The organism is Lysobacter silvisoli (genome assembly GCF_003382365.1).
In the GTDB taxonomy this organism is placed as follows: Bacteria; Pseudomonadota; Gammaproteobacteria; order Xanthomonadales; family Xanthomonadaceae; genus Lysobacter; species Lysobacter silvisoli.
Window position 1 is genome coordinate 425,002 of sequence record NZ_QTSU01000003.1, and the last position, 18,686, is coordinate 443,687.

At 69.7% G+C, this 18,686-nt stretch carries 13 protein-coding genes; 10 read left to right on the plus strand and 3 right to left on the minus strand.

Going from position 1 to position 18,686, the window contains the following annotated elements:
* Positions 1-20: 20 nt before the first annotated feature.
* On the minus strand, positions 21-773 hold the full coding sequence (locus DX914_RS16940; RefSeq protein WP_115860920.1) for a GntR family transcriptional regulator: 753 nt from the start codon (positions 771-773) through the stop codon (positions 21-23).
* A gap of 149 nt (positions 774-922) precedes the next feature.
* Between DX914_RS16940 and zwf the strand changes: the two genes are divergently transcribed.
* From zwf to eda, 5 genes are all read left to right on the plus strand, one after another.
* Entirely contained in the window at positions 923-2,440 is a 1,518-nt protein-coding gene (gene zwf, locus DX914_RS16945) for a glucose-6-phosphate dehydrogenase (protein ID WP_115860921.1), read from the plus strand.
* Positions 2,424-3,179 carry a 6-phosphogluconolactonase gene (pgl, locus tag DX914_RS16950; RefSeq protein WP_196778947.1) on the plus strand — a complete coding sequence of 252 codons (756 nt, stop codon included), beginning with the start codon at positions 2,424-2,426 and terminating at the stop codon, positions 3,177-3,179. Before zwf ends, pgl begins: the two co-directional genes overlap by 17 nt.
* Before the next feature lie 159 nt (positions 3,180-3,338).
* A complete protein-coding gene (gene edd, locus DX914_RS16955; protein ID WP_115861261.1) occupies positions 3,339-5,165 on the plus strand; it encodes a phosphogluconate dehydratase in 1,827 nt (608 codons plus the stop codon).
* Positions 5,166-5,314: 149 nt separating this feature from the next.
* Positions 5,315-5,995 (plus strand): HAD family hydrolase, encoded by a 681-nt coding sequence (locus DX914_RS16960; protein ID WP_115860923.1) that lies wholly within the window; start codon positions 5,315-5,317, stop codon positions 5,993-5,995.
* Positions 5,996-6,056: 61 nt separating this feature from the next.
* On the plus strand, positions 6,057-6,704 hold the full coding sequence (gene eda, locus DX914_RS16965) for a bifunctional 4-hydroxy-2-oxoglutarate aldolase/2-dehydro-3-deoxy-phosphogluconate aldolase (protein ID WP_115860925.1): 648 nt from the start codon (positions 6,057-6,059) through the stop codon (positions 6,702-6,704).
* Between the two features lie 316 nt (positions 6,705-7,020).
* Here eda and DX914_RS16970 read toward each other — a convergent pair whose 3' ends face one another.
* Positions 7,021-8,082 (minus strand): LacI family DNA-binding transcriptional regulator, encoded by a 1,062-nt coding sequence (locus DX914_RS16970; RefSeq protein WP_115860927.1) that lies wholly within the window; start codon positions 8,080-8,082, stop codon positions 7,021-7,023.
* A gap of 133 nt (positions 8,083-8,215) precedes the next feature.
* Positions 8,216-9,532, minus strand: a complete 1,317-nt coding sequence (locus DX914_RS16975) for a sugar MFS transporter (protein WP_115860929.1) — start codon at positions 9,530-9,532, stop codon at positions 8,216-8,218.
* A gap of 426 nt (positions 9,533-9,958) precedes the next feature.
* On the opposite strand from DX914_RS16975, the gene DX914_RS16980 reads away from it, so the two are divergent.
* From DX914_RS16980 to DX914_RS17000, 5 genes are all read left to right on the plus strand, one after another.
* Complete coding sequence (locus DX914_RS16980) at positions 9,959-10,966, plus strand: glucokinase (protein ID WP_115860931.1); 1,008 nt, start codon at positions 9,959-9,961, stop codon at positions 10,964-10,966.
* 135 nt (positions 10,967-11,101) lie between these two features.
* A complete protein-coding gene (locus DX914_RS16985) occupies positions 11,102-13,843 on the plus strand; it encodes a TonB-dependent receptor (protein WP_115860933.1) in 2,742 nt (913 codons plus the stop codon).
* 147 nt (positions 13,844-13,990) lie between these two features.
* Positions 13,991-16,372 carry a family 20 glycosylhydrolase gene (locus DX914_RS16990; protein ID WP_158549381.1) on the plus strand — a complete coding sequence of 794 codons (2,382 nt, stop codon included), beginning with the start codon at positions 13,991-13,993 and terminating at the stop codon, positions 16,370-16,372.
* A 244-nt stretch (positions 16,373-16,616) separates the two neighbouring features.
* The gene (locus DX914_RS16995; protein WP_231118309.1) at positions 16,617-17,222 is read left to right on the plus strand and encodes a tetratricopeptide repeat protein; all 606 of its coding nucleotides are present in this window, start codon (positions 16,617-16,619) and stop codon (positions 17,220-17,222) included.
* Positions 17,223-17,492: 270 nt separating this feature from the next.
* Positions 17,493-18,683, plus strand: a complete 1,191-nt coding sequence (locus DX914_RS17000) for an EAL domain-containing response regulator (RefSeq protein WP_115860937.1) — start codon at positions 17,493-17,495, stop codon at positions 18,681-18,683.
* Positions 18,684-18,686: the final 3 nt, after the last annotated feature.

Consider the following 18,686-nt stretch of genomic DNA (forward strand, 5'->3'; position numbering starts at 1 on the left):
GTCCAGCAGGGTCTGCGTGCTCACGGGGCGCTCTCGCTCTGCAATTCGGCGACGAAGTCGTAGGCGTCGCCGCGGTAGAAGGATCGGGTGAACTCGACCACGCGGCCGTCGTCCAGGAAGGTGCGGCGTTCGATGAACAAACCCGGGGCGCCTTCGGGCAGGCCCATCAGCCGCGCCTGTTCGGCGTCGAAGGCGATCGCGCGCAGGCGCTGCAGGGCGCGCGCGGGGCGGATGCCGAGCTGGGCGAAGGCTTCGTACAGCGAGTTCTCCACCAAGGCCGGATCGGGCAACACCGCCAGCGGCACCACGGTGCGCTCCAGCGCCAGGGCCACGCCGTCGGCGGTGCGCAGGCGGTAGTAGCGCACCACCGGTGCGCCCGGCGACAGGTTCAGCGCCATCGCTTCTTCCGGCGTGACTTCGCCGACGCCGCGCTCCAGGAAGGTCGAGCGCGGGTCCAGGCCGCGCGCGCGCAGGTCGTCGGTGAAGCTGGTCAGGCGCGAGAACGATTTGACGATGCGCTCGGCGACGAAGGTGCCCGCGCCCTGGCGCTGCAGCAGCAGGCCGTCCGCGACCAGGCCGGCGATGGCCTTGCGCACGGTCACCCGCGACAGGTCCAGCAACTTGCCCAGTTCGCGCTCGCCGGGCAGGGCCTGGCCGGCGGTGAGCTCGCCGTTCTCGATCGCGTGCTGCAGGGTCCGGCGCAGGTGCTGATAGGCCGGCGCACGGCGCGCCTGGGCCTGGCGGCGGAACTCGCTGACGAGGTAGGGCTCCATGACGCGAAAGATACCAGTGGCAGACCACTATCGGCAACAATCGCGGCATATGCTCATTTAAACCATTGATTCTAGGCCATGTTGCGAGACTGGTATCTCACTGGTATCGTTTCTGGTATGGTTCCTAGCAGACCAGTCCGAGTCCCCGCATGAGCGTCTACACCGTGCCCCATCCCGCCCAGGCCCCGCATTCGGCGCCGCTGGCCCCGTTCGACCTGGTGATCTTCGGCGGCACCGGCGATCTGGCCCTGCGCAAGCTGCTGCCGGCGCTGTTCCACCGCTATGCCGACGGCCAGATCGTCGCCGGTACCCGCATCGTCGCCATCGCCCGCGATACCCAGAGCGATGAGGACTACCGCGGCCGCGTGCGCGAGGCGCTGGCCAGGTTCGCCGCCGTCGACGCGCGCCAGGCCGAGGCCGTGGACGGCTTCCTCGCCCTGCTGCTGTATCGGCGCCTGGACCTGAGCTCGGACGCGGCCTGGCCGGAGTTCGCGGCCGAGTTCGCCGGCGACGAGCGCGTGCGCGTGTTCTACCTGGCGGTGGGCCCGGACCTGTTCGGCGTGGTCGGCGACCGCCTGCAGTCGCACGGCCTGGTCGGGCCGAAGACGCGGGTGGTGGTGGAAAAGCCGCTGGGCAAGGACGGTGTCAGCGCCGATGCGATCAACGACGCGCTCGGCCGGGTGTTCGCCGAAACCCAGATCTTCCGCATCGACCATTACCTGGGCAAGGAAACGGTGCAGAACCTGACCGCGCTGCGCTTCGGCAATGCGCTGTTCGAACCGCTGTGGAAGGCCGAGCACATCGACCACGTGCAGATCAGCGTGGCCGAAACGGTGGGCGTGGAATCGCGCGCGCCGTACTACGACAAGTCCGGCGCGCTGCGCGACATGGTCCAGAACCATCTGCTGCAGCTGCTGTGCCTGGTGGCGATGGAGCCGCCGTCCTCGCTGGCCGCCGACGCGATCCGCGACGAGAAGCTCAAGGTGCTGCGCGCGCTGCGCCCGATCGAGAACGGAAACGCCGCCCAGTACACCGTGCGCGGCCAGTACAAGGCCGGCGCGGTCGACGGTCATGCCGTGCCCGGCTACGCCCAGGAGCTGGGCGCGCAGTCGCTCACCGAAACCTTCGTCGCGCTCAAGGCCGAGGTGAAGAACTGGCGTTGGGCCGGGGTGCCGTTCTACCTGCGCACCGGCAAGCGCCTGGCCGAGCGCATGTCCGAGATCGTGGTGACCTTCCGCCAGGTGCCGCATTCGATCTTCGAGGAACTCACCGAACAGGACCCGTCCAGCCGGCTGGCGCCGAACAAGCTGGTGCTGCGCCTGCAGCCCGACGAGGGCGTGAAGCTGTGGCTGATGAACAAGGTGCCCGGCCCCGGCGGCCTGCGCCTGCGTCACGTGCCGCTGGACATGAGCTTCGCCGCGGCCTTCGGCGGCCGCCAGGCCGATGCCTACGAACGCCTGCTGATGGACGTGGTGCGCGGCAACCCGATGCTGTTCATGCGCCGCGACGAAGTCGAGGCCGCCTGGAAGTGGATCGACCCGATCCGCGCCGCCTGGGCCGCGGGCGCCGAGGCGCCGCGCCCTTACACCGCCGGCAGCTGGGGCCCCAGCGCCGCGGTCGCCCTGATCGAACGCGATGGAAGGACCTGGCATGAAGACGCAAGCTGAGCGCTGGCCGGTGATCGGGCCCTTGCCCCTGCCGTTGCACGAACGCCTGTTCGACGACGGCGACCAGCTCGCGCAGGCGCTGGCGCGCCAGGTCGCCGCCGACCTGCGCGGCGCGCTCGCGCGCCATGGCGAGGCCTGCGTCGCGCTGTCGGGCGGCAACACGCCCAAGCGCTTCTTCCAGGCGCTGTCGCTGCAGACCCTGGATTGGGCGCGGGTGACCGTGCTGCCGGTGGACGAACGCTGGCTGCCGCCCTCGCATCCGCGTTCGAACGAGAAGCTGCTGCGCGATCACCTGCTGCAGAACAACGCCGCCGTGGCGCGGGTGCTGCCGATGTACCGGCCCACCGAAACCCCGGAAGCGGCGCTGATGCCGGTGCTGACCCGGATCGCCAACGAAGGCCTGCCGCTGGACGTGGCGGTGCTGGGCATGGGCGAGGATGGCCACGTGGCCTCGCTGTTCCCGGACCTGGGCCGCGACAATCCGGCGCTGCGCGAGATCGGCCTGCAGCCGCAGGGCCGCGCGCCGGTGATCGCGGTGCGCACCCAGGCCATGCCCGAGCCGCGCATGAGCCTGACCTTGAGCGCGCTCTTCACCGCGCCGGCGCTATACCTGCACATCGAAGGCGCGAACAAGCGCGCGCTGCTGGACACCGCGCAACGCGACCCGCGCTGCACCCTGCCGATCCGCGCGGTGCTGTCCGGCGCGCCGGTACCGCCGACGTTGTACTGGAGCCCGTGATGCAACGCTACGAGCCCCCATCAATGCAGTTCCCCCCCTTGAAAAAGGGGGACTGGGGGGATTTGCTTTTGCCGTTGCTTCTCTCGGAATGTGTAGCCAAGAGCAAATCCCCCTAGTCCCCCATTTTAAAAGGGGGAACAAAACCGAGCACACGTGAACATCCAACTGCACCCCATCGTCGCCCAGGTCACCCAGCGCATCGTCGAGCGCAGCGCGCCGCGCCGCCAGGCCTACCTGGCTCGTATCGCCGCCGCGCAAGGCAACGCGCCGCAGCGCCGGCGCCTGTCCTGCGGCAATCTCGCCCACGGCTTCGCTGCCTGCGCGCCCGGCGACAAGCAGGCGTTGCGCAGCGGCGCCGCGCCCAACCTGGGCATCGTCACCTCCTACAACGACATGCTCTCCGCGCACCAGCCGCTGGAGCGCTACCCCGAACTGCTCAAGGCCGCCGCGCGCGAAGCCGGCGCCACCGCGCAAGTGGCCGGCGGCGTGCCGGCCATGTGCGACGGCGTGACCCAGGGCCGCGAGGGCATGGAGCTGTCGCTGTTCTCGCGCGACGTGATCGCCATGTCCGCCGCGGTGGCGCTGTCGCACGACATGTTCGACGCCGCGCTGTACCTGGGCGTGTGCGACAAGATCGTGCCGGGCCTGCTGATCGGCGCGCTGCACTTCGGCCACCTGCCCGGCATCTTCGTCCCGGCCGGCCCCATGACCTCGGGCCTGCCCAACGACGAGAAGTCGCGCGTGCGCCAGCGCTACGCCACCGGCGAGGCCACGCGCGAGGAACTGCTGGAAGCCGAAGCGCGCAGCTACCACGGCCCCGGCACCTGCACCTTCTACGGCACCGCCAACTCCAACCAGATGCTGATGGAGCTCATGGGCCTGCACCTGCCCGGCTCCAGCTTCGTCCACCCCAATACCCCGCTGCGCGACGCACTGACCGCGCAAGCCGCGCAGCGCGCGGCGCAGATCACCGCGCTGGGCGACGACTGGCGTCCGATCGGCCGCATCGTCGACGAGCGCGCCATCGTCAACGGCGTGATCGGCCTGCATGCCACCGGCGGCTCCACCAACCACCTGCTGCACCTGATCGCGATCGCCGCGGCGGCCGGCGTGGAGCTGCGCCTGGAGGACTTCGACGCGCTGTCGGCGGTGGTGCCGCTGCTGGCCCGGGTCTACCCCAACGGCAGCGCCGACGTAAATCATTTTCACGCCGCCGGCGGTCTGGCGTTCTTGATAGGCGAGCTGCTCGACGCCGGCTTGCTGCATGGCGATGTCGAGACGGTGGCCGGCCCCGGCCTCAACCGTTACCGCGTCGAAGCGCGGCTCGAAGGCGATGGGCGCATCGCCTATGTGCCGGCGGCCGGACGTAGCGGCGACCCCTCCGTACTACGTCCGGCCGCCGAGCCGTTTCGCGCCGACGGCGGCCTGCGCGTGCTCAGCGGCGCGCTGGGCACCGCGGCGATCAAGGTGTCGGCGGTGCCCGAAGACCGCTGGACGGTCCAGGCGCCGTGCCGGGTGTTCGCCGAACAGCACGAGGTCAAGCAGGCCTTCGAGCGCGGCGAACTCGACCGCGACGTGGTGGTGGTGGTGCGCTTCCAGGGCCCGCGCGCCAACGGCATGCCCGAACTGCACCAGCTCACGCCGACCCTGACCGTGCTGCAAAAGCGCGGCCACCGCGTCGCCCTGGTCACCGACGGCCGCATGTCCGGCGCGTCCGGGCAGGTGCCCGCGGCGATCCACGTGACTCCGGAAGCGGCGGTAGGCGGCCCCTTGGCCAGGCTGCGCGACGGCGACGTGCTGCGCGTGGACGCGGTGGCCGGCACGCTGGAAGTGATCGGCGACGCCGACTGGTCGGCGCGCGCACCGGCCGTGGCCGACCTGTCCACGCACCATGTCGGCATGGGCCGCGAACTGTTCGCCGCGTTCCGCGACTACGCCGCGCCGGCCGACCGCGGCGCGGGCGTGCTGCCGCCGCAGCCGTTATGAGACCCAGCTCGTCGTTCCCGCGAACGCGGGAACCCAGGGCTTCATCGCGACAGAAGTACCGATACACGGCGCTAAAGACTCTGGATTCCCGCGTTCGCGGGAATGACGGTCGGTAGAACGCCACTCCTTCGCATCCGCCGGAGCACCGCATGCCCGCCCCGCAACCCACCGCCTTCCTGTTCGACCTGGACGGCACCTTGGTCGACAGCGTCTACCAGCACGTGCTGGCCTGGAAGCAGGCGCTGGACGCCGACGGCATCCCGCTGTCGGTGTGGCGCATCCACCGCAAGATCGGCATGAGCGGCGGGCTGTTCACCAACATCCTGCTGCGCGAAACCGGTATCGACATCACCCCCGAGCGGGTCGAGCGCCTGCACCGCCTGCACGCGCAGGCCTATGCGGCGCAGGCCGCGCAGATACGGCCGCTGCCGGGCGCCGTGGAGTTGCTGGCCTACCTCAGCGACAGCGGCATTCCCTGGTCAATCGCCACCAGCGGACGCATGGAAACCGCGCGCCACAACCTCACCGCGCTGGGCGTGGACCCGGCGGTGGTGCCGGTGATCACCCGCGACATGGTCCGCCATGCCAAGCCCGACCCCGACCTGTTCCTGGCCGCGGCCGACAAGCTGGGCGTGGACATCGAGCATTCCATCGTGGTCGGCGACAGCATCTGGGATCTTCTGGCCGCGCGCCGCGCGCGCGCCCTGGGCGTGGGCCTGCTCTCGGGCGGCTACGGCCAGGACGAACTGGAACGCGCCGGCGGCTTCCGCGTCTACGAAGACCCGGCCGACCTGCTGCGCCATATCGACGAAGTCGCCGCGCGCGCTTGAGCGCGCAGCCACGGCAAGGCTAGCCTGCGCAATTCGCGCCGCACCGTCCTAGGAGTACGCAATGAGTTCGATCGACGAATCGCAGCAACGCATCGGCGCCGTGCTGGCGCTGGCGCCGGTGGTGCCGGTGCTGGTGATCGACGAGCTGGCGCTGGCGGTGCCGCTGGCGCGCGCGCTGGTCGCCGGTGGGTTGCCCGCGATCGAGGTGACCTTGCGCACGCCGGTGGCGCTGGAGGCGGTGCGTGCGATCGCCGCCGAAGTCGAAGGTGCCGCGGTCGGCGTGGGCAGCGTGCGCCGGCCGCAGGATTTCGATGCCGCGCGCGCGGCCGGCGCGACCTTCGCCGTCTCGCCTGGGGCCAGCCCGGCGCTGATCGCCGCGGCTCCGGACAGCGGGCTGGCCTGGCTGCCCGGCGCGGCCACCGCCTCGGAGGCGATGGCGCTGGCCGAGCACGGCTATCGCTACCTCAAGTTCTTCCCGGCCGAATCCATCGGCGGCGCCGGTGCGCTGCGCAGCATCGGCGGACCGTTGCCGGAGCTGCGCTTTTGCGCTACCGGCGGCATCGGCCTGGGCAATGCGCGCGACTACCTGGCGCTGGCCAACGTGCCTTGCGTCGGCGGTTCCTGGGTCGCGCCGTCGGCCGCCGCCCGCGCCGGCGATTGGGCGCAGATCGAAACCCTGGCGCGCGAAGCCGCCGCATTGCGCGGCTGAGCATCAGCTTTGGGGTAGGAGCGGCGTGAGCCGCGACCGCGCAACTCCCACCGCCGACGCAATCGCGACTCACGTCGCTCCCACAAAAGGCGGTGCGCCTGGCTTTTGGGGATTAGCCTGATCAGGAGTTGCGCCGGCCAGCGAATTGTCGCGGTCGCGGCTTACGCCGCTCCTACCCCAAAGCCGTGGTGCGTCGGTCTTCTGTGGGAGCGGCGTCCCACGGGGATTTCCTTCGGTCATAAGCCACGACCGCGTTGGTGAGCGAAGTGGCGCGGACGCGGCTCACGCCGCTCCTACCCCAAAGCGATTGAAGCGCTCAGGTCGCGGTGTTCGCCGCGCCCTGTGCCGGCCTGGGCGGCGCGGTCGAGCCGCGTACCACCAGCATCGGGCTGAAGCCTTCGTTGGCCGGCATCTGCAGCGGCTGGTCGGTTTCGCGGCGCAGCTCGGCGATCAGGCGGTAGGCCGCGTGCCGCGCGATCTCCTCGGTGGCCTGGCGCGCGGTGGTCAGGGTGGGCCAGGACTGCTTGGAGAACGGGCTGTCCTCGAAGCCGGCGATCGACAGGTCGTAGGGCACGTGCATGCCCGAGGACTTGGCCGCGGCCAGCACGCCGGCGGCGATTTCGTCGTTGCTGCCGAAGATCGCGGTGGGCCGGTCGGGCAGGGCGAACAGGCGGCGGGCGCCGCGGAAGCCGTCGTCGAAGGAATAGTCGCCCGGCAGCACCAGGGTCTCGTCCTCGGCGATGCCGTAATCGCTCAGCGCCTGCGCATAGCCCTTATAACGTTCCCAGCTGGAACGGTGCGACTTGCCGCCCCAGAGGAAGCCGATGCGCTGGTGGCCGAGCTGGATCAGGTGTTCGGTGATGTCGTAGGCCGCGTCGCGGTCGTCCACCCACACGCAGGGCGCGCCGTCCTTGGGGTCTTCGGCGGCCGAGACGATGCGCACCAGGCGGATGCCGTGCGCGACCAGTTCGCTGACCAGCTCCATGCGCTCGGACATCGGCGGCGCCAGCACCAGGCCGGCCAGGCGCGCCCCCTGCACCAGATCGATCAGGTCCGCCGCCAGCAGCGGCGAGGACGAATCGCAGGGATGGATCTGCAGGCCGTAGCCGGTTTCGCGGCAGGCGGCGAGCACGCCGTTCTGCACGCTGATGATGTAGTAGGGATTGGGGTTGTCGTAGACCACGCCGATCGCGTACGGCTGCGCGCTGCGCAGGCTGCGTGCGGACGGGTCGGGGCGGTAGTCGAGCTCGGCGATGGCCTGGTTGACCCGCGCGCGGGTGCGGGCGCGCACGCTGGGCTCGTCGTTGATGACGCGCGATACGGTCTTGAGCGAGACCTGGGCGCGTTCGGCGACGTCTTTGATCGTGGGTCGGCGCACGCGGCCTCGGTCGTGGTTCGGGCCGCGGGCGCGGCATGGGTCTAGCCTACTCGGGTGCCGCCGCTAAGCAAGCGTTCGCGCGCAACCGCCAAACGCCGCGAGGACCGGGCACGCGCCCGGTCCCCGGCCGCGATCAGCCGCGCTGTGCCGCCGCCGCGCCGACCGCGGCGCGATGGCGCTGGCCGGCGCGGTGGCCGCGCACGGCGAAGTACAGGATGTACAGGTAGCAGGGGATCATCAGCAGCGCGAACACCGCCTGGAAGTCGTACATCTGCTTCAGGTGCACGAACAGCTGCGGGATCACCGCGCCGCCGGAGATGCCCATGATCAGCAGCGCCGAGCCCTTCTCGGTCAGCCGGCCCAGGCCCTGGATCGCCAGCGGGAAGATCGCCGGCCACATCATCGCGTTGGCGAAGCCCAGCGCGGCGACGAAGCCCACCGAGACCATGCCCTGGGTGAGGTAGGCGCCGATGGTCAGCGCCACGCCCAGCACCGCCGACACGCTCAGGTAGCGCTCCTGCGAGATGAAGCGCGGGATCGCCACCAGGCCCACCAGGTAGCCGATCAGCATCGCGCCCAGGGTGAAGGAGGTGAAGAACTTGGTCTTGTCCAAGGGCAGGCCGAAGCCGTGGCCGTAGGTGCCGATCGCATCGCCCGCCATCACCTCGGCGCCGACGTAGACGAAGATGCACAGCGCGCCCAGCCACACGTGCGGGTACTGCATGAGCCCGCCCTTGCCGCCGCCGGCCGTGTCGGCGCTTTCGGCGTTGACCTGCTCGGCGCGGATTTCCGGCAGCGGCGAGAACAGGATGCCGACCGCGAGCAGGGCCAGCAGCCCGGCCATGAGCATGTAGGGGTCGTGGATGCGCGCGGCGAAGGCGTTGAGCACCGCGTCCTTGGTCGCCGCATCGGCGCCTGCGACCTGGCTGGCCACGTCGCCCATGCCGTGCATGACCAAGGTGCCGATCACGTAGGGCGCGGCCCAGCCGGCGAGCTTGTTGCAGATGCCCATGACCGCGATGCGCTGCGCGGCGCCTTCGATCGGTCCCAGGATGCTGATGTAGGGATTCACCGCGGTCTGCAGGATCGCCAGGCCCGCGCCGATCACGAAGATGCCCGCGACCGCGCCGGGATACACGCGCTGCGTGGTGTATTGGCCGAACACCGCCGCGCCCACCGCCATCAGGAACAGGCCCAGGGCCATGCCCTTCTTCATGCCGGTTTTCTTGAGGATGGCCGAGGACGGCAGCGCCAGGCAGAAGTAGGAGATGTAGAAGGCGCTGGGAATCAGGAACGCCAGCGATTCGCTGACGTCGAAGGCCAGCTGCGCGAACGCGATCAGCGGCCCGTTGAGCCAGGTGACGAAGCCGAAGATGAAGAACAGCCCGCCGACGATGGCGATCGAGCCGAGGTGGCGCTGCGGCGGGCTGCCGCTGTTGGACGTGGACATGCGTGTGGACTCCCCTCCATAAGCAAGAGCGGGGCGCGCCCCGCGGCATCCCGGGTCGCCAATGACCTGCGCGACATCCGTTGGCTCAACGGTGTCACAACTTTGTCCGACAAGCCAGAACCCGGCCGCCGACGCGCCGGTCCTCAGCCCCGTCTCGGCGCGCCTTTATGTTGCGTTGCACCACAGGAAATGCCGTGATTTCGCAGTTTCCGTGGTTTCTTGGCCGCTCCATGACCGCTTGTTGACAACGTTGTCAAATGCTGGGCACTCTCGGCTCCGCCAGCGGGGGGCTGGCCGGGAATTCGTGGGAATCAGGGCAAGGGAGGGAACGATGCAGTCGGATTCGAACCGGGTCGTGGTGTCGTCCTGCGCGGCGCAGTCCTGCGCGCCGGGCCCGCGCCGCCCCGTGCGCTGCGAGCGCGCCGCATGAGCGCCGCCAGCAAGCTGGCCCCGGCCGCCGCGCCCTTCATCGCCGCCGATGTCGGCGGCACCCACACCCGCGTGGGCCTGGTCCGCGCCGGCGCGGCCGGCGAACACGCCGTGACCGTGCTCGCGCACCGCAAGTACGTCTGCGCCGACTACCCCAGCCTGTCCGCGATCCTGGCCGACTTCCTCGCCGGCGCGGGCGCCGGTGCCGGCGCCGACCGCGTGGCCATCGCCTGCGCCGGCGTGGTGCTGGACGACGCGGTGATCAATTCCAACCTGCCCTGGCGCATCTCGCTGTCGGAACTGCGGCGCGAGCTGGGCCTGCGCGAAGTGCAGTTCATCAACGATTTCCAGGCCGCCGCCCACGCCGCCCAGTGCATGGCGCCCGGCGACTCCACCCTGCTCACCCCGGGCGTGACCGAATCCGCGCCGGGCCCGGTGCTGGTGATCGGCCCCGGCACCGGCCTGGGCGCGGCGGTGCGCATTCCGTTCCGCGGCGCCACCGTGGTCCTGCCCACCGAATCGGGCCACACCGCCTTCGCGCCCGGCAACGCGCGCGAGATCGAGATCCTGCGCTGGATGCGCCAGCGCGGCGCGCACGTGTCCACCGAACACCTGGTCTCCGGCCCCGGCCTGGTCAACCTGTACGACGCGCTGTGCGCGATCGACGGCGCCGCGCCCAGCCTGCGCGCGCCGGCGGCGATCACCCAGGCCGCGCGCCGCGGCGACGCGACCGCGCGCGAGGCGGTGCTGACCTTCTGCGCCCTGCTGGGCGGCGTGATCGGCGACCTGACCGTGGTCAGCGGCGCCAAGTCGGTGTTCATCGCCGGCGGCATCCTGCCGCAGCTGAAGGATTTCCTCGACGCCAGCGAGTTCCGCGAGCGCCTGCTCAACAAGGGCGCCATGCGCCCGGTGTTGGAGCGGGTGCCGGTGCGCCTGATCGAGAACGAACAACTCGGCGTCATCGGCGCCGCCAGTTGGTACCTGGAGCACGCGCAAGGGGCCTGAGCCCAAGAGCGCGCTGCCCGATCCACCGCAATGCCCGGTGCGTCCCCACGACGGTACCGGAACGACGTACCAGGCTTCGCCCAATCGGCACAGATCGAGCGGCGGAGAGGACCACAGCCCGAGGGAGAGAACCCAATGAAAGTTCGCAAGACCATTCTGTCCGTCAGTATCGTCGCGGCTCTCGGCTTCGCCGGCCAGGCCGTGGCCCAGGACGCCGCACCCGCCAATCAGGACGCCACCGACCTCGACACCATCGTGGTCAAGGGCATCCGCGGCGCGATCGAGCAGTCGCTGGACACCAAGCGCGACGACGTCACCCGCGTCGAAGTCATCACCTCCGAAGACATCGGCAAGATGCCGGACAAGAACGTCGCCGACTCGCTCGCGCGCGTGCCCGGCGTCAACATCTCGGCGGCCAGCGCCAACGAGGGCGCGTTCGACGAGAACGACCGCGTCAGCATGCGCGGCACCAGCCCCAGCTTCACCCAGACCCTGATCGACGGCCACAACATCGCCAGCGGCGACTGGTTCGTGCTCAACCAGACCGGCACTGTGGGCCGCAGCGTGAGCTACTCGCTGCTGCCGTCGGAACTGGTCGACAAGGTGGTGGTGCGCAAGTCGTCGGAAGCCAAGCTGGTGGAAGGCGGCGCGGTCGGCAGCGTCGACATCGTCACCCGCAACCCGCTCAACTTCGAGAAGGGCTTCAGCATCTTCGGCTCCGTCGGCGCCGTCTATGCCGATCAGCCGAGCAAGACCGACCCGCAGATCTCGGTGCTGGGCAACTGGAAGAACGCGGACGGCACCTTCGGCATCACCGTGCAGGCCTTCAGCGAAGAGCGCCACCTGCGCCGCGACGGCCAGGAAATCCTCGGCTACGAGCAGATCGGCGCAGGCACCGCTGCCGGCGTGGCCCATCCGGACCTGGTCGGCGTGTTCTTCCCGACCATGATCGGCTCGGCCCTGTTCGAGCAGGAACGCAAGCGCACCGGCGGCATGTTCACCGCGCAGTGGAAGCCGGCCGACAACTTCGAACTGGAAGCCAACTACTTCCGTTCGGACATGAAGGCCGACAACTACAACCGCAATTATCTGATTTGGGGTGCGCGCATCATCAACGGCACCGCCGGCAACAACGGCCAGGTGCCGCTGCCGGGCTACGTGGTGCGCAACAACACCCTGGTTTCGGCCGATTTCGCGCCGACCCCGGGCGTGACCCCGTCCAACGCGTTCGGCATCTATGACCAGATCTCGCGTCCGGGCTCCAAGTCCAGCACCGAGTTCTTCAGTCTGTCGGGCAAGTGGGATGTCAGCGAGAAGCTGCGCCTGTCGGCTCAGGCCGGCACCTCCGAAGGCCACGGCGAAACTCCGGTGCAGGACGTGGCCGAGTGGGACGTGGGCCTGAACAGCGGCGGTCACTGGCGCCTCAACGGCGTCGGCGCGGCCGACTGGGGCCTGGGCAACGCCAACACCGGCGCGCCGGGCGTTCCCAACACCGATTACCGCCTGGATTGGATCTTCGGCTTCAACGACATCGACGTGGAAGACAAGGAAGACTGGGGCCAGATCGACGGCACCTACTTCCTCGACGGCGGCTTGGTCAGTTCGATCGACTTCGGCGTGCGCGAGGCGCGCCATGAGCGCAACCTGGACCAGGTCACCGCGCAGGGCCCGAACTTCGCGCTGCCCGAGGACCCGTTCAATCCGGCCACCTGGCCGCAGGGCTATACCAACTACCCGGGTGATTTCGCTAACGGTATCGGCGGCAACTTCCCACGCAACATCTGGTACTTCTCGCCGGAAAGCCTGTCCAGGTTCGCACGCCTGGCCAACCGCGATCCGGTCTCGCGCTTCTACTACCTGGGCGCCTACGGTCTGGAGGAGCGCAGCAGCGCCGCCTACGGTCAGCTCAACTTCCAGGGCGAGCGCTGGACCGCCAACCTGGGCATGCGCTATGTGCGCACCCAGGAGGAGGTGACCAACTATGTCCAAGCGACCAATCCCAACGAGCCGGGCGTAATCACCACGTCCGCATTCGGGCCCTACAAGCGGGAAGTCACCAAGAACACCTATAAGGACTGGCTGCCCAGCGCCAACCTCAAGCTGGACATCGCCGAGGACAAGGTGTTGCGCTTCGCCGCTTCGCGCACGCTGACCCGTCCGGACTTCTCCGCCATCGCCGGTGCGGTCTCGCTGCTTCCGCCGGCCGATGTCAACGGAGTGGGCAGCGGCACCGGCGGCAACCCGAACCTGGCGCCGATCCTGTCGACCAATCTAGACGCGACCTTCGAGTGGTACTACGGTGAGCGCGCGCTGTTCTCGCTGGGCGTTTTCAGCATGAACATCGACAACTACGTATCGCTGGCCAACGTGCGCCGTCAGTACATGACCATCGACGCGCAGCGTCCCAACGGCGTCCTGGTCGACTACGACATCACTATCCCGGTCAACTCCGGCGCAAAGGTCAACGGTTTCGAAATCGCCTGGGAAGGTCCGATCGGCGACTACTTCGGCGCGTTCGCCAACTACACCTACGCCGAAGGCGACACCGACGACGGCACCCCGATGCTGGGCACCTCGGAGAACACCTACAACGTCGGCCTGTGGTTCGAGAACGACAAGTTCAACGCCCGGGTGAACTACACCTACCGCTCGGAGTTCTTCAGCGGCCTGGATCGCGCCTCGTCCTTCTACCAGGACGACATCGACAGCGTGTCGGCGTCGTTCGGTTACAAGATCAACGACCACATGTCGCTGAGCCTGGACGCGATGAACCTCAACAACCCCAAGACCAAGTACTACGCCGAAAACAAGGACCGCCCGCGCTCGATCTACGAGAACGGCCGCCAGTACTACCTCAACTTCCGCTTCAACTATTGAAGCCGGTAGAGGGCTCCAGCCGGGTCCGGACCGCCCCCAGGGCGGTGCGGACCCGCGCAGCTGCGACAGCGGGCCCGGTTATGCCGGGCCCGCTTGTTGTATGAGTGGCGGTTGGGAATGGCATTCGGATACGACCTAGGGGGCGGGATGGGCAGCAAACGCATGGGGGCGGCGCTGGCCGCGGCGATCGCATTGGCGGCGGCTTTGCCCGCCTGCCAGCGCGCAGACGACGGCAAGGCCACCGCGGTACCGGCCGAAAACCGCGCGCAGACCACACCGGTGATTCCGCTGCCGGCGCAGATCCAGGCGCGCGAAGGCGAGTTCGTGCTCGACGCGGGCACCCGCCTGCAGGCCGCCGGCGGCAACGCCGAGGCCGCGCGCATCGCCGGCGATTTCGCCGCGCGCCTGCAGCGCCTGCGCGGCTTCGCCCCGCCGGTGGACGCCAGCGGCACCGCCCAAGGCGAGGCCAAGACCACGGTGGTGTTCGCCATCGACCCGCAGGCCGCGCTGACCAGCGACGAGGCCTACACCCTGGAAGTGGGCCCCGAGGGCGCGCGTATCCAGGCGCGCGCACCGGCCGGCCTGTTCTACGGCGCGGTCACCCTGTGGCAGCTGGCCACCGCCGACGGCGCGCGCGGCCCGGCGCGCATCGCCGCCCAGCGCATCGAGGACGCGCCGCGCTTCGCCTGGCGCGGGCTGATGCTGGACTCGGCGCGCCACTTCCAGAGCGTGGACCAGGTCAAGGCGCTGATCGACCAGATGGCGCTGCACAAGCTCAACACCTTCCACTGGCACCTGACCGACGACCAGGGCTGGCGCATCGAGATCAAGAAATACCCGCGCCTGACCGAAGTCGGCTCCTGCCGCATTCCGGCCGGCGCCTCCGGCCGCGATCCGGCCACCGGCGAACCCAAGCCGTACTGCGGCTACTACACCCAGGACCAGATCCGCGACGTGGTCCGCTACGCCGCGCAGCGCTACGTGACCGTGGTGCCGGAGATCGAAATGCCGGGCCACGCCCAGGCCGCGATCGCCGCCTACCCGGAGTTCGGCGTGAGCGACGTGCTCAAGGCGCCGCCGCCGGTCTCGCCCGACTGGGGCGTGCACACCTATCTGTTCAACACCGAAGACGCCACCTTCGTCTTCCTGCAGGACGTGCTGGCCGAAGTCACCGCCCTGTTCCCCTCGCGCTACATCCACATCGGCGGCGACGAGGCGGCCAAGGATCAATGGCAGGCCTCGCCCAGCACCCAGGCGCGCAAAACCGCGCTGGGGCTGAAGGACGAAATGGCGATGCAGAGCTGGTTCGTCGGCCGCATCGAGCAATACCTGGGCACGCACAACCGCCGCCTGGTCGGCTGGGACGAGATCCTCGAAGGCGGCCTGCCCGCGCGCGCCACGGTGATGTCCTGGCGCGGCACCAAGGGCGCGGTGGAAGCCGCGCGCGCCGGCCACGACGTGGTGCTGGCGCCGGCGCCGGATCTGTACTTCGACCATGTGCAAAGCGACAACGACGACGAGCCGCCGGGCCGCCTGGCCGCGGTCACGCTCAAGTCGGTGTACGAGTTCGAAGTGGTGCCGGCCGAACTGACGCCGGACCAGGCCAAGCACGTGCTCGGCGCGCAGGCCAACCTGTGGAACGAGCACCGCCGCAGCTTCGAGGCGGTGGAACGCGCGGCGTTCCCGCGTGCGGCCGCGCTGGCCGAGGCGGTGTGGTCGCCCAAGGGCGCGCGCGACTGGAACGGCTTCCTGCGCCGGCTGGTGCCGCAGATGGCGCGCTATCAGGCGCAGGGCTACAACGCTTCGGATTCGGCCTTCGCGGTGCGTTTCGCGGTCGAGCGCGATGGCCAGGGCCACCCGATGGTGGCCATGAGCAATCAGGTCGGCTTCGGCGAGATCCGCTACGTCGAGGGCAAGGGCACGTTGAGCGCGCAGTCGGCCGCCTACGCCTCGCCGCTGCCGCTGCGCCCGCCCACCGTGTTCCAGGCCGCGACCTACGTCGACGGCAAGCCGCTGTCGGCGCCGCGCCGCTACGCGCCGGCCGATCTGGCCGCGCTGACCATGCGCACCGCCAACCGCCTGCGCCAATGCAAGGGCGGCCTGAACCTGCGCATGGAAGACGACGCGCCCGCTGACGGCCTGGGCGGTCGCTCGCCGCGCGCGGGCTTGCTGGCCGACGTGTTCGACCCGTGCTGGATCTACGAAGGCGCGGCGATGGACCGCGTGGGCGCGATCGAGGTGCGGGTGGGCCAGGTGCCGTTCAATTTCCAGCTCTGGCACGACACGCCCAAGGTGGTCACGCGCCCGGCCAACGGCCCCGACGGCGCCCTGGAAGTGCGCGCCGGCAGCTGCGAGGGCACGCCCATCGCGGTGCTGCCGCTGGGCTCGGCCCGGCTCAACCCCGGCCTGACCACGCTGCGCGCCAAGCTGCCGCCGCTGCAGGGCAGCCAGGACCTGTGCCTGGTGTTCGCCAGCGGCAACCACGACCCGCTGTGGGCGGTGGAGCGGGTGACCTTGCTGCCGCGCTGAACGGGGAGAAGCAAATCCCCCCACCCCCCCTTTTTCAAAGGGGGGAACAGCAACACCAGCCTGCTCCAGATTTCCCCCCTTTGAAAAAGGGGGGCTAGGGGGGATTTGCTTTGCCTCCAAGCCCCCGTCCCACCGCGTAAACCGTGATGCCCGGCCCGCTCTTCACGCTACTCGGGTTAGCATGTACGCGTATCAGGGGGATCCACCGATCATGCGAATTCGTAGTTTGTTGTTGGCGGCCGCCATGGCCGTGTCCGGAACCGCCGCGGCGCAGAGCGCCGCCTCGCTGCCCAAGCCCGCCGAGTTCTACTTCGACGCCGACGCCAACACCGTCAAACCGGTGATCGTGGTGCGCGAAACCGGCGAAGTGGCGATGCAGAAGCTCAGCCGCATCCTCGAGCGCAAGGTCGGCGCCGACGCCGAAGCCGCGCAGCTCGCCCATCTGGCCATGGAAGCCGGCCGCACCGACCTGGGCCGCCAGCTCTACGCGCGCTCGCTGTCCGGCCTGGACGCCACCGACGGCATCTGGCGTTCGGTGGTGTGGAACTACGCCTGGGACCTGTATCGCAGCGGCGACCACGAAAGCGCGTTCCAGCAATGGCGCACCCTGCACGCCGCGCGCGGCGTCACCGCCAGCTGGATGCCGCCGACCCTGGCGCTGTCGCTGTGGTCGCTGGGCCGCAAGGACGAAGCCGTGCAGTGGTACGCCGCCGCCGTGCGCACCGAGCCCACCCAGTGGAACACCAGCGCGCAGTTCGCGCGCCTGCTGCCGGGCTGGACCGAGGCCGAGCGCAAGACCCTGGCCGAAGTGCAGGCCGCCTGGGCGGCCAATCCGCCGAAGTGGCCCTGAACCGACCCGCGCGCCGCTGGCGCGCACCGGATTAGAAAAGCGGAGCTTCGGCTCCGCTTTTTTTATGTGCACGGAATGCCGTTCGCGTGGGCTCAGGCGCAGCGCCTGCAGTAGGAGCGTGCCGGCCTGTCCCGCCGCCGCGACCGTTCGTCGGCGCCGTTCCCGTTGGACATCAGGCGCGGCTACAGTCGGGCCAACCACGGCCGCGGGACCGTAAGTGCTGGTAGGGGGCGGGTTCCGCGTCAGCAAGGAACGTCACCAGGGAACGGCATGTCGATTTCGACGCTCAGCGTCATGGTGGTCGAAGACCATGGCTTCCAGCGACGCATGGCGCTGCGCCTGCTCGCGGAGCTGGGCGTGGCGCGCGTGTTCGACGCCGCCGACGGCGAGGGCGCGCTGCGCCTGCTGGAAGAGGTGCCGCCGCCGGACGTGATCCTGGTCGACCTGGACATGCCGGGCATGGACGGCATCGAATTCATCGACCATGTGGCCCAGCGCCGGCTGGCGCGTTCGGTCGCGGTGGTCAGCGCGCTGGACCCGGCCCTGCTCAACACCGTGCAGACCATGGCCCGCGCCTACGGCCTGCGCGTGCTGGGCAACATCGAAAAACCGCTGACCCAGGCCAAGCTGCTGCAGGCGCTGCAAGGCTACGAACACGCGCTGCAGGCCGAAGCGGCCGAGGAGCCGGTCGAAGTCACGCCCGAGCTGCTGCGTCAGGCCCTGGACGCGGGCGAGATCGGGCCCTGGTTCCAGCCGCAGGTCGAATTCGGCAACGGCAAGCCGGTGGGCGTGGAAGCGCTGGCGCGCTGGCGCCGCAGCGACGGCCGGGTGGTGCGGCCGCAGCATTTCGTGCCGGTGATGGAGCGCGAGGGCCTGCTCGACCGCCTCACCGACCACATGATCAGCGAGGGCTGCCGCTGGAAGCGCGGCTGGGATCGCGAAGGCCTGCGTTTGAACCTGTCGATCAACGTCTCGCCGGCCACGCTGGCCGACAGCGGTGCCGCCGACCGCTTCCAGCACCTGGTGCGCGAGGCCGGGGTGGAGCCGGAGGAAGTGGTGCTGGAGATCACCGAGACCTCGCTGATGGCCGACGCAGCGCGCGGCCTGGGCGTGCTGGCGCGCTTGCGGCTGAAGGGCTTCGGCCTGTCGATCGACGATTTCGGCACCGGCTATTCCTCGCTGGCGCAGCTGTCGCAGATTCCGTTCACCGAACTGAAGATCGACCAGGGTTTCGTCTCCGGCGCCAAGGGTCAGCCGCGCAAGCGCGCGGTGATCGAGGCCAGCCTGGACCTGGCGCGCAAGCTGGGCCTGGACGTGGTGGCCGAAGGCGTGGAGACGGTGGAGGACTGGCAGATGCTGGCCGAGCTGGGCTGCGGCATGGCCCAGGGCCACCTGATCGCCGAGCCGGTGCCCGGCGAGGATCTGCCGGCCGTGCTCGGCCGCTGGCGGCGGCCGGAGTAGGCA

Bases quoted from the DNA above. Each gene is read 5' to 3' on its own strand.
- DX914_RS16940 (WP_115860920.1), bottom strand. From the start codon at position 773: ATGGAGCCCTACCTCGTCAGCGAGTTCCGCCGCCAGGCCCAGGCGCGC.
- zwf (WP_115860921.1), top strand. From the start codon at position 923: ATGAGCGTCTACACCGTGCCCCATCCCGCCCAGGCCCCGCATTCGGCG.
- pgl (WP_196778947.1), top strand. From the start codon at position 2,424: ATGAAGACGCAAGCTGAGCGCTGGCCGGTGATCGGGCCCTTGCCCCTG.
- DX914_RS16960 (WP_115860923.1), top strand. From the start codon at position 5,315: ATGCCCGCCCCGCAACCCACCGCCTTCCTGTTCGACCTGGACGGCACC.
- eda (WP_115860925.1), top strand. From the start codon at position 6,057: ATGAGTTCGATCGACGAATCGCAGCAACGCATCGGCGCCGTGCTGGCG.
- DX914_RS16975 (WP_115860929.1), bottom strand. From the start codon at position 9,532: ATGTCCACGTCCAACAGCGGCAGCCCGCCGCAGCGCCACCTCGGCTCG.
- DX914_RS16980 (WP_115860931.1), top strand. From the start codon at position 9,959: ATGAGCGCCGCCAGCAAGCTGGCCCCGGCCGCCGCGCCCTTCATCGCC.
- DX914_RS16985 (WP_115860933.1), top strand. From the start codon at position 11,102: ATGAAAGTTCGCAAGACCATTCTGTCCGTCAGTATCGTCGCGGCTCTC.
- DX914_RS16990 (WP_158549381.1), top strand. From the start codon at position 13,991: ATGGGCAGCAAACGCATGGGGGCGGCGCTGGCCGCGGCGATCGCATTG.
- DX914_RS16995 (WP_231118309.1), top strand. From the start codon at position 16,617: ATGGCCGTGTCCGGAACCGCCGCGGCGCAGAGCGCCGCCTCGCTGCCC.
- DX914_RS17000 (WP_115860937.1), top strand. From the start codon at position 17,493: ATGTCGATTTCGACGCTCAGCGTCATGGTGGTCGAAGACCATGGCTTC.